Origin of the sequence: Pseudomonas sp. 25 R 14 (genome assembly GCF_900004755.1) — a bacterium.
GTDB classification, from domain to species: domain Bacteria; phylum Pseudomonadota; class Gammaproteobacteria; order Pseudomonadales; family Pseudomonadaceae; genus Aquipseudomonas; species Aquipseudomonas brenneri.
Genome location: NZ_CVTS01000028.1, coordinates 244702 through 254962, shown reverse-complemented (window position 1 = coordinate 254962; position 10261 = coordinate 244702). Strand labels below are relative to the sequence as shown.

The 10261-nt window shown below is 60.2% G+C and carries 13 protein-coding genes; 8 read left to right on the top strand and 5 right to left on the bottom strand.

Annotated elements, in window-relative coordinates; translation table 11 throughout:
* The first annotated feature begins 275 nt into the window (after positions 1–275).
* The 4 genes from ftsY to rpoH all read left to right on the top strand — a co-directional run bounded on the left by ftsY (position 276) and on the right by rpoH (position 4371).
* Entirely contained in the window at positions 276–1715 is a 1440-nt protein-coding gene (gene ftsY, locus BFQ03_RS06965) for a signal recognition particle-docking protein FtsY (RefSeq protein WP_065942752.1), read from the top strand.
* Positions 1712–2383 carry a cell division ATP-binding protein FtsE gene (gene ftsE / locus BFQ03_RS06960; RefSeq protein WP_003213784.1) on the top strand — a complete coding sequence of 224 codons (672 nt, stop codon included), beginning with the start codon at positions 1712–1714 and terminating at the stop codon, positions 2381–2383. Before ftsY ends, ftsE begins: the two co-directional genes overlap by 4 nt.
* On the top strand, positions 2380–3402 hold the full coding sequence (gene ftsX, locus BFQ03_RS06955; protein ID WP_032858816.1) for a permease-like cell division protein FtsX: 1023 nt from the start codon (positions 2380–2382) through the stop codon (positions 3400–3402). Before ftsE ends, ftsX begins: the two co-directional genes overlap by 4 nt.
* Positions 3403–3516: 114 nt before the next feature.
* Positions 3517–4371 (top strand): RNA polymerase sigma factor RpoH, encoded by an 855-nt coding sequence (gene rpoH / locus BFQ03_RS06950; RefSeq protein ID WP_003176698.1) that lies wholly within the window; start codon positions 3517–3519, stop codon positions 4369–4371.
* A 134-nt stretch (positions 4372–4505) separates the two neighbouring features.
* Here the strand turns inward: rpoH and mtgA are convergent, their stop codons facing one another.
* Positions 4506–5228: a monofunctional biosynthetic peptidoglycan transglycosylase gene (gene mtgA / locus BFQ03_RS06945; protein WP_065942751.1), complete on the bottom strand. Its 723-nt coding sequence runs from the start codon at positions 5226–5228 to the stop codon at positions 4506–4508.
* 74 nt (positions 5229–5302) lie between these two features.
* Here mtgA and BFQ03_RS06940 point away from each other — a divergent pair, with 74 nt between their 5' ends.
* The 4 genes from BFQ03_RS06940 to trmB all read left to right on the top strand — a co-directional run bounded on the left by BFQ03_RS06940 (position 5303) and on the right by trmB (position 7538).
* Positions 5303–5674, top strand: coding sequence for a DUF423 domain-containing protein (locus BFQ03_RS06940; protein ID WP_032858813.1), 372 nt, complete (start codon positions 5303–5305; stop codon positions 5672–5674).
* Between the two features lie 78 nt (positions 5675–5752).
* Positions 5753–5953: a sulfur carrier protein ThiS gene (gene thiS, locus BFQ03_RS06935; RefSeq protein ID WP_065942764.1), complete on the top strand. Its 201-nt coding sequence runs from the start codon at positions 5753–5755 to the stop codon at positions 5951–5953.
* Positions 5954–6008: 55 nt separating this feature from the next.
* Positions 6009–6803: a thiazole synthase gene (locus tag BFQ03_RS06930; protein WP_017845016.1), complete on the top strand. Its 795-nt coding sequence runs from the start codon at positions 6009–6011 to the stop codon at positions 6801–6803.
* A gap of 9 nt (positions 6804–6812) precedes the next feature.
* Positions 6813–7538 (top strand): tRNA (guanosine(46)-N7)-methyltransferase TrmB, encoded by a 726-nt coding sequence (trmB, locus tag BFQ03_RS06925; RefSeq protein WP_065942750.1) that lies wholly within the window; start codon positions 6813–6815, stop codon positions 7536–7538.
* A gap of 152 nt (positions 7539–7690) precedes the next feature.
* On the opposite strand, the gene BFQ03_RS06920 is transcribed toward trmB, so the two are convergent.
* Genes BFQ03_RS06920 through BFQ03_RS06905 form a run of 4 tightly spaced genes read right to left on the bottom strand, consistent with a single transcriptional unit; the run spans position 7691 to position 10259 of the window.
* Positions 7691–8014, bottom strand: a complete 324-nt coding sequence (locus BFQ03_RS06920) for a DUF3392 domain-containing protein (protein ID WP_029300493.1) — start codon at positions 8012–8014, stop codon at positions 7691–7693.
* 18 nt (positions 8015–8032) lie between these two features.
* Entirely contained in the window at positions 8033–9235 is a 1203-nt protein-coding gene (gene hemW, locus BFQ03_RS06915) for a radical SAM family heme chaperone HemW (protein ID WP_065942749.1), read from the bottom strand.
* Positions 9232–9828, bottom strand: coding sequence for an RdgB/HAM1 family non-canonical purine NTP pyrophosphatase (gene rdgB, locus BFQ03_RS06910; RefSeq protein WP_032858808.1), 597 nt, complete (start codon positions 9826–9828; stop codon positions 9232–9234). The genes hemW and rdgB overlap by 4 nt, the downstream gene beginning before the upstream one ends.
* Positions 9825–10259, bottom strand: coding sequence for a DUF4426 domain-containing protein (locus tag BFQ03_RS06905; RefSeq protein WP_029300487.1), 435 nt, complete (start codon positions 10257–10259; stop codon positions 9825–9827). The genes rdgB and BFQ03_RS06905 overlap by 4 nt, the downstream gene beginning before the upstream one ends.
* Positions 10260–10261 lie beyond the last annotated feature (2 nt).

Genomic DNA, 10261 nt, shown 5'->3' with positions numbered 1-10261 from the left:
CTGATCCGTATTAGCGACGGCCACTGCGGCGGTCATATCGTTTCGGATCCAGTCGTCGTAAAGATGGAGTTATCGGTGGGTTTCCCCGGTTTTCATCCGCTTTTCGCCGATTTTGTCGCTTCAGTCCTATATTGAATCGATTTGTTGAGGCTGTATTCACGCCTCACAAAATACTGCGCATGAACAAGCTGGCTAAAAAACAGTCTGTTGCGCATTGAATATTATTTACCGGGGCGCCACCTTGGCGCGTCGCTACCTTGAGATAGCCGTCCTCCATGTTTGGTTCCAACGACGACAAGAAGAACCCAGCTGCGGCTGGCGAGAAAAAAGGCCTGTTTGGATGGCTGCGCAAAAAGCCGCAGGAAACCGTCGTCGAACAGCCGCAAGTCCAACCTGAGCCTGCTCCGCAGCCGCTCCTGCAAAGTGAGCCGGTGATTGAGCGGGTGGCCGAGCCCGTCGTCGAGGCGCCGGCGCCGGTCGTGTTGCCTATCGCCGAGCCGGTTTTGCAGCCGGTGGTGGAAGCTGCGCCAGAGCCAGAGCACAAGCCATGGCCGACATTGCCGGTGGCTGAAGAGCCTGTGGCGTTGGTCGAGGATGTACAGGCCGAGCATGTGGCGCCGCCGATTCCTGCCATTGCCGAGCCTGTCGAGCCTGTCGAGCCGCTACCCGTCGTTGCTGAACCGGCCCCGCTGGTAGTCGAGCCCGCTCCGGTGGTGATCGCTGCACCCGCAGTCATCGAGGCTGCCTTGGTACCTGCACCTGTCGAAGCGCCTGCCGAAACCAGCAAGACCGGCTTCTTCGCCCGCCTCAAGCAAGGCCTGAGCAAGACCAGCGCCAGCATCGGCGAAGGCATGGCCAGCCTGTTCCTGGGCAAGAAGATCATTGATGACGAACTGCTCGAAGATATCGAGACCCGTCTGCTGACCGCTGACGTGGGCGTCGAAGCCACCGCCGTCATTATCCAAAGCTTGACCCAGAAGGTTGCGCGCAAGCAGCTCACTGATGCCGATGCACTTTATAAGTCATTGCAGGCCGAGTTGGCCGCCATGCTCAAGCCGGTGGAAGCACCGCTGGTCATCACCGAGAACAAGCCGTTCGTGATTCTGGTCGTAGGCGTCAACGGCGCCGGCAAGACCACCACTATCGGCAAGTTGGCGAAGAAGCTGCAACTGGAAGGCAAGAAAGTCATGCTCGCCGCCGGTGACACCTTCCGCGCCGCTGCCGTGGAGCAATTGCAGGTATGGGGCGAGCGCAACAAGATCCCGGTCATCGCCCAGCACACCGGCGCCGATTCCGCCTCGGTGATCTTCGATGCCGTGCAGGCCGCCAAGGCCCGTAACATCGACGTACTAATTGCCGATACCGCCGGTCGCCTGCACACCAAAGACAACCTGATGGAAGAATTGAAGAAAGTGCGCCGGGTCATCGGCAAGCTCGACGCCGATGCGCCGCACGAGGTGTTGTTGGTGCTGGATGCCGGCACCGGGCAGAACGCGATCAGCCAGGCCAAGCAATTCAACCAGACGGTGCAACTGACTGGCCTGGCGTTGACTAAGCTCGATGGCACGGCCAAGGGTGGGGTGATTTTCGCCCTGGCCAAACAATTCGGGCTGCCGATTCGTTATATCGGTGTCGGCGAAGGTATTGATGACCTGCGCACGTTTGAAGCCGAACCCTTTGTCCAGGCACTGTTTGCCGAGCGGGAGCGTTCATGATTCGATTCGAACAGGTCGGTAAGCGCTATGCCAATGGGCATGTGGGCTTGCATGAGCTGAGTTTCCGGGTACGCCGTGGCGAGTTCTTGTTTGTCACCGGTCATTCCGGCGCCGGCAAAAGTACCTTGCTGCGCCTACTGCTGGCCATGGAGCGTCCCACCACCGGCAAGTTGCTGCTGGCGGGCCAGGATCTGGCCACTATCAGTAATGCGCAGATTCCATTTCTGCGCCGGCAGATCGGCGTCGTGTTCCAGAACCACCAGTTGCTGTTCGATCGCACGGTGTTCAACAACATCGCCCTGCCATTGCAGATTCTCGGGCTGTCCAAGGCCGAGATCGTCAAGCGTGTGGATTCGGCCCTGGAACGTGTGGCGCTGTCGGACAAGACCGACCTGTACCCCGGCGACCTGTCCACCGGCCAGCAACAGCGTGTCGGCATTGCCCGCGCCATCGTTCATCGCCCGGCCTTGCTGCTGGCGGATGAACCGACCGGTAACCTCGATCCGCGCCTGGCTGCAGAAATCATGGGGGTTTTTGAAGACATCAATCGCCTGGGCACCAGCGTGCTGATTGCCAGCCACGACCTGGCATTGATCGCGCGCATGCGCCATCGCATGCTGACCTTGCAACGCGGTCGCCTGATTGGTGATGGGGAGGCTGGCGTATGAGTGCCACACGTAGCCCTAAAGTCTCCGAGCGCGTGGCGCCGAAACCGGCCGACCCGCAGCCGCAGAAAAAGAAACGCGACGAAGACGACGGTCCGGACTTCAGCACCCTGCTGCACGCCTGGATCGAAAGCCATCGCGCCAGCCTGGTGGACAGCCTGCGCCGCCTGGGCAAGCAGCCGATTGGCAGCTTCTTTACCTGCCTGGTGATGGCCGTGGCCTTGAGCCTGCCGATGGGTTTGTCATTGCTGCTTAATAATGTCGAGCGCCTCGGCGGTTCCTGGCAGCGCGCGGCGCAGATTTCCCTGTACCTGCAACTGGACGCCAGCGCCAATGAAGGCGAGGCCCTGCGCGAGCAGATCAAGAACATCCCAGGCGTGGCGGATGCCGAGTACATCAGTCGTGAACAGGCCCTGGAAGAATTCCAGCAGCAATCGGGCCTGGGCGAGGCGCTCAAGGAGCTGCCGCAGAACCCGCTGCCGGGCGTAGTACTGGTCACGCCGAATGAGGTCGACAAGACCGCCCTTGAAGCATTAAGACAAAAACTGGCTGAACTGCCCAAGGTACAACAAGCGCAGCTTGATTTAGTCTGGGTCGAGCGTCTGGCGGCGATTCTCAAGCTGGGCGACCGGTTTGTCTTCGGCCTGACGGTGTTGCTGGTTTCTGCATTACTTTTGGTGATAGGCAATACCATTCGTCTTCATATTGAAAACCGCCGCACCGAGATAGAAGTGATTAAACTGGTCGGCGGCACAGACAGCTATGTGCGTCGTCCTTTTCTGTACATGGGCGCGCTTTATGGCTTCGGTGCCGGGATTCTGTCCTGGGGCGTATTGGCGTTTGGCCTGGATTGGCTGAACGACGCGGTAATCGGCCTGGCCGGTTTGTATGGCAGTGATTTTGCCTTGGCTGGCGTACCCGCTGCCGATGGTCTATCACTCTTGCTTGGCGCGGTGTTGTTGGGTTATATCGGTGCATGGATCGCAGTCGCACGCCATCTCAGGGAGTTGGCGCCGAAATAGTGTCTTTTTGCTTGTATTGACCTTTCAGCGTTTATAGGGAACTTGTCCTACGGTTTCCGGTCAATTTTCGCAGTGCTGAACTGCACGAGTTATGTGAGTCGGAGGTTTTTTCGTATGACCACTTCTTTGCAACCTGCTTATGCTCTGGTCCCAGGCGCGAACCTGGAAGCCTATGTGCACACGGTCAACAGCATTCCTTTGCTGACGCCCGAGCAGGAGCGTGAACTGGCCGAGAGTCTCTATTATGAGCAGGATTTGGGGGCGGCTCGGCAGATGGTGCTCGCCCACCTGCGTTTTGTCGTACATATCGCCCGTAGCTATAGCGGCTACGGCCTGGCCCAGGCTGACCTGATCCAGGAAGGCAACGTCGGCCTGATGAAGGCTGTAAAGCGCTTCAACCCGGAAATGGGCGTGCGTCTGGTGTCGTTCGCCGTGCACTGGATCAAGGCGGAGATTCACGAGTTCATCCTGCGCAACTGGCGCATTGTGAAAGTCGCGACCACCAAGGCCCAGCGCAAGCTGTTCTTCAACCTGCGCAGCCAGAAAAAACGCCTGGCGTGGCTGAACAACGAGGAAGTCCACCGTGTGGCGGAAAGCCTCGGCGTGGAGCCGCGGGAAGTGCGCGAGATGGAAAGTCGCCTGACCGGCCATGACATGGCCTTCGACCCGGCCGCCGAAGCGGACGACGACAGTGCTTTCCAATCGCCGGCCAACTATCTGGAAGACCACCGGTACGATCCGGCGCGTCAACTGGAAGATGCCGACTGGAGCGACAACTCCAACCACAACCTGCACGAAGCGCTGGAAGTGCTGGACGACCGCAGTCGTGACATTCTCTACCAGCGCTGGCTGGCAGAAGAAAAAGCCACGCTGCATGACCTGGCCCAGAAGTACAACGTGTCGGCCGAGCGGATTCGTCAGCTTGAGAAAAGCGCGATGAACAAGCTGAAACTGTCGATCGCCGCCTAACACGCAGCGAATGGCCAAAAAAATGCCCCGATCGAAAGATCGGGGCATTTTTGTTTGCAGTCGACAACCTCAAATATAGCGCGGTCACAAAAATGTGAGAGCGGGCTTACTCCCACATTTGGTTTTGTGTGGTGTCAGTTTGACCACGGCGCCTGGCGTGTTTTGTTCAGCTCATTCAAATAGCCTGTACCGCCCAACTGCCCCATCTGCTGACGAATCCACGCCGCCCGCCGCGCCACATATGCCGTCGGGTGGCTGGCACTCCACACCCGCGGGTTAGGCAGCACCGCCGCCAGATAGCTGGCCTGCTGCCGCGAAAGCCCCTTGGCACTCACCCCAAAGTGGTGCCGAGCCGCCGCGTCTGCGCCAAACACCCCTTCATCCCATTCCACGCTATTGAGGTACACCTCAAGAATCCGCTGCTTGGGCCACAGGATTTCGATCAGTCCGGTAAACCAGGCTTCCAGGCCCTTGCGCAAATAACTGCGGCCGGCCCATAAGAAAAGGTTTTTCGACACCTGCTGGCTCAGCGTGCTGGCGCCGCGAATCGAGCCGCCGCGCTCGTTATGCAGCAGGGCGGCCTGGATCGCGCCGAAATCAAAGCCCCAGTGCTGGGGGAAGCGCTGGTCTTCGCCGGCCATGACCGCCACTTTCAGGTCGTCGGAGATCTCATCCCACGGCACCCAGGTGCGTTGCAGGTCGATGGGCTCGCCGTCGACCCAGGATTCGATCTTGCGTTCGATCATCAGCGCAGTGAACGGCGGCGGTACTACACGAAACAGCAGCACCAGCAAAATACTGCCGATGACAAACCATTTCACGACTTTGAGAAAACGACTGAAGAGGACACGCAGCATAGAGATGGCTTGGCCGAACCCGTTGAGCGGGCCATTATACAGACCCTGTCCAATGAGTCTGACTGGAGTTCCTCATGCTGCGTGGCTTTCTGATGTTGGCGGCTTTTTTCGGTTTTACCGGTGTTGCCCTCGGCGCATTTGCCGCCCACGGCCTGAAAAAAAGCCTGAGTGCTGAATACCTGGCGATTTTCCACACTGGCGTGACCTATCAGTTGGTACACGCCCTGGCCTTGTTTGGCGTGGCCTTGCTGGCCGCGCACCTGCCCGGGCGCCTGGTGATGTGGGCCGGGGTGTCGTTTACCATCGGTATCCTGCTGTTCTCCGGCAGCCTGTATCTGCTGACCACCATCGGCATCGGCAAGCTGGGGATCATCACCCCGTTCGGCGGCCTGGCGTTCCTGATCGGCTGGCTATGCCTTGGCCTGGCCGCCTGGCGCCTGCAATGACCGCTTGACGCTTGTAGCTGACCTTCAGGTCATGATCAGGCTAGAATGCTGGCCCCTAAAAACGATGGCGGCCCTGGCATGCGCATTCAGTTGAACGGCGAACCCTATGAACTGCCCGACGGTGAAACCGTCGCGGCCCTGCTGGCCCGTCTGGAACTGACCGGACGTCGCGTCGCAGTGGAGCTCAACCAGGATATCGTCCCGCGTAGCCAGCACCCCGACACCGCCCTCGCCGAAGGCGACCAGATCGAAGTGGTCCACGCCATCGGCGGCGGCTAGCCTGCCGGCACGTATCCGGATTCTGCAGAACCTCAACCAATTGCGAGGATTTCCCATGAGCATCGTTCGTAGCGACAAGCCCTTCGTCCTGGCCGGTCGTACCTACCAGTCGCGTTTGCTGGTAGGCACCGGCAAGTACCGTGACATGGAAGAAACCCGCCTGGCTATCGAAGCCTCGGGCGCCGAGATCGTGACGGTAGCCGTGCGCCGCACCAACATCGGCCAGAACCCGGGCGAACCGAACCTGCTGGATATCCTGCCGCCGGACCGCTACACCATCCTGCCGAACACCGCCGGTTGCTACGACGCCATCGAAGCCGTGCGCACCTGCCGCCTGGCCCGTGAGCTGCTCGACGGTCACAACCTGGTGAAGCTGGAAGTGCTGGCGGATCAGAAAACCCTGTTCCCCAACGTGATCGAAACCCTCAAGGCCGCCGAAACCCTGGTCAAGGAAGGTTTCGACGTGATGGTCTACACCAGCGATGACCCGATCATCGCCCGCCAACTGGCCGAGATCGGCTGCATCGCGGTCATGCCGCTGGCCGGTCTGATCGGTACGGGCCTGGGGATCTGCAACCCGTACAACCTGCAGATCATCCTCGAAGAAGCCAAGATCCCGGTGTTGGTGGACGCGGGTGTCGGTACCGCGTCCGACGCTACCATTGCCATGGAGCTGGGCTGCGAAGCGGTGCTGATGAACTCGGCCATCGCCAACGCGCAACAGCCGATCATGATGGCCGAAGCCATGAAACACGCGATTGTCGCCGGCCGCCTGGCATACCTCGCCGGTCGCATGCCGAAAAAACTTTACGCCAGCGCCTCCTCGCCGCTGGATGGTCTGATCAAGTAAGAGCCATTGATGACTGAATCAAACGAAACGCCGAACCCCGTGGAAGAAGGCGACGAGTCCAAGCACCGCCGCATCAAGAGTTTTGTGATGCGTGCCGGGCGCATGACTGAAGGCCAGCAAAAGGGCCTGGAACAAGGCACGCCGCTGTTCGTCCTACCCCTGGCCGATGCGCCGGTGGACTTTGACCAGGTGTTTGGCCGCTCGGCCCCGCGCTCCCTGGAAATCGGCTTCGGCATGGGTCATTCCCTGCTGGAAATGGCCGCAGCTGCGCCCGAGCAAGACTTTATCGGTGTCGAAGTGCACCGTCCGGGCGTGGGCGCATTGCTTAACGGCGTGCTGACCCAAGGCTTGAAAAACCTGCGGGTCTACGACTGCGACGCGATTGAAGTGCTCAACCGCTGCATCGCCGACAACAGCCTCGACCGCCTGATGCTGTTTTTCCCGGATCCGTGGCACAAGAGCCGTCACCACAAGCGCCGTATCGTCCAGGCCTCCTTCGCGGAACTGGTGCGCAGCAAGCTGAAAGTGGGCGGCATCCTGCACATGGCCACCGACTGGGAACCCTACGCGGAGTACATGCTGGAAGTGATGAACATCGCCCCTGGCTACCGCAACCTGGCCGAAGACGGCCAATGTGTGCCACGCCCGGCCGAGCGCCCGATCACCAAGTTCGAGCGTCGTGGCGAGCGGTTGGGGCATGGGGTTTGGGATTTGAAGTTCGAAAAGCTGGCTTGATCAGCTAGAAGACTGAAATGCGATCAACTGTAGGAGCGAGCTTGCTCGCGAAAAACGGACAGGCGACGCGGGCTACCTGATAGCTCTGCGTTATCGTTAACGTTCTTCGCGAGCAATCTCGCTCCTACAGTTTTTTGGTGTTGGGCTTTTGGTCAGCGGCGGTCGGCAACCACGCCAATCAGCACCAGCACCACCAACAACACCGGCGCCAAACTGTAGTTATTAAACTGGCTCAACCCCCGCACAATCCACGGCGTGGCGTAGATCAGCGCAGCACCGCTGCCGATCATGCACAGCAGCGCCATCAACGGTACGCGCAAGGCGCCGGCGATGTTGCCCAGGCGTGCTTCGACCCAGCCCTTGATGTCGGCGCCAAACAGCACCAGCAGGCAGCCGACGAGCGCCAGGGATATTTCTGACAGGTTACTGCGGCTCCAGCGGGATACGGTGGCAAGCAGGTCGAGTACCAGATCCATGGGATTTCCTTAGAGCGATCAGCTCAAAAACTTCTGCAGCAGGTCATTGAGAAAGAGTTGCCCACGGTCGGTGGCCGCCAGGCGTGACGGTTCGACCTGCAATAAGCCACTTTGTTCTGCCTCGCGCCGGGACTCATCCAGGCTGGCCAGGTCCAGGCCGGTGCGTTCGGCGTAAAGACTGGCCTCAACGCCGTCGGTAAGGCGCAGGGCGTTCATCAGGAACTCGAAGGGCAACTCTTCGTTGGTCAGCTCTTTCATGCCTGCCTGAAAGCTTTTAGCCGGGTTGAGGTAGTCCTTCGGTGCGCGAGTCTTCCAGGTGCGCACGATGCGCCCGTCTGGATGGCTGAGCTTGCCGTGGGCACCGGCACCGATGCCGATAAAGTCGCCAAAGCTCCAGTAGTTGAGGTTATGCCGCGCGGGCCGGTCCGGCTGGGCGTAGGCCGAGACTTCATATTGGGCGTAACCGTGTTCGGCGAGCAGGGCCTGGCCGGCTTCCTGGATATCCCACAGGGTGTCGTCTTCCGGCAGCGTCGGCGGCTGGTTCCAGAACACTGTGTTGGGTTCCAGGGTCAGTTGGTACCACGACAGATGGGTCGGCTTGAGGGCGATGGCCTGGCGCAGGTCGCCCAGCGCATCGTCCAGGGACTGATCGGGCAAGCCGTGCATCAGGTCCAGGTTGAAGTTGTCGAAACCGGCCTGGCGCGCCATGCCGGCGGCTCTTACGGCCTCATCGCCATTGTGGATGCGGCCCAGGGCCTTGAGTTTTTCCTGCTGGAAGCTCTGGATACCGATGGACAGGCGATTGATCCCCAGCTTGCGATAAGCCACGAACTTCTCTTGTTCGAAGGTGCCGGGATTGGCTTCCAGGGTGATTTCGATATCGCTGGTAAACGGGATACGTTGTTCGACGCCCTTGAGCAGCCGGCCCAATGCCGCGGCGCTGAACAAGCTTGGCGTACCGCCACCAAAGAAAATCGAGCTCAACTCACGGCCATATACCGCGTGCAGATCCTGGTCGAGGTCCGCCAACAGTGCGTCGACGTACTCTTCTTCCGGCAACACCGGGCTGGCGGTGTGGGAGTTGAAGTCGCAATAAGGGCATTTGCGCACGCACCACGGGATGTGGATGTACAGCGCCAGGGGCGGCAGCACTGGCAGGGTCGCCCGAGGTGTTTGCGCGCCGCCGTGGATCAGCGGCAGCGCCGGGGTGTCGTGGGTCATTTCAAGCCCAGGCGCTGGCGCAGCAAATCCATTGCACGGGCGCGGTGGCTGATCTGGTTCTTGTCGGCGGGGCTCAGTTCGGCGCTGGAGACTTTGCGCTCCGGCACCCAGAACAGCGGGTCATAGCCAAACCCATGCTCGCCACTGGCCGCATGCAGGATGCGCCCGTGCCACAAGCCTTCGCAGAGGATCGGCAGCGGGTCGTCGGCATGCCGCACAAGGGCCAGCACGCAGACGAACTGCGCGCCACGCATCGCCTCTGGTACATCCTTGAGAGCGTCCAGCAACTTGGCATTGTTCGCCGCATCGCCTTTGCCGTCGGCATAACGCGCCGAGTAGATGCCGGGCGCGCCGCCAAGAAAGTCCACGGCCAGGCCAGAATCGTCGGCCAATGCCGGCAGGCCGGAAATGCGCGCGGCATTGCGGGCCTTGAGGATGGCGTTTTCAACGAACGACAGGCCGGTTTCTTCCGGTTCCACCTGGCTGAACTCGCCAATCGAGCGCAATTGCACCGATTCGCCGAGCATGGCCTGGAGTTCCTTGAGTTTGCCGGCGTTATGGCTGGCCAGTACGAGTTGTGTCAGGTTCATTATTCGGCCGGGAACAGTTCTTGGGTGAAACTGAAACCGTGGGCCTTGCCGCCGGTTTCAACATTGATGGTAAAGGTGCGGAATTCCTGCTGCGGCACCGAGTAGGGGGCGAGGTAGTAGATCGCGCCTTTTTCAGTGATTTGCTTGAAGGTCAGCATTTCACTCTTGCCGGTCAAGTCCTTGATCGTGCCGGTCACTTGCGCCGCCACGGGCTCGACACCCTTGATCACCGATACGTTGATCATGCCCTTGTTCTTGCTGCGCACCACGCCTACAGCCTGGGCCGTCTCGGGTTGCAGGAAGCTGGAGGTGAAGGTGCTGTAGTGCACGGTGATATCACCAAACGCCTTCTGCCGGTTACTGTCGATAGGGCCGGCGGCCATGGCACTGGCGCCCAGGCAGGCGGTGAGTAGAAAAATAGCCAGGCGACTCATGA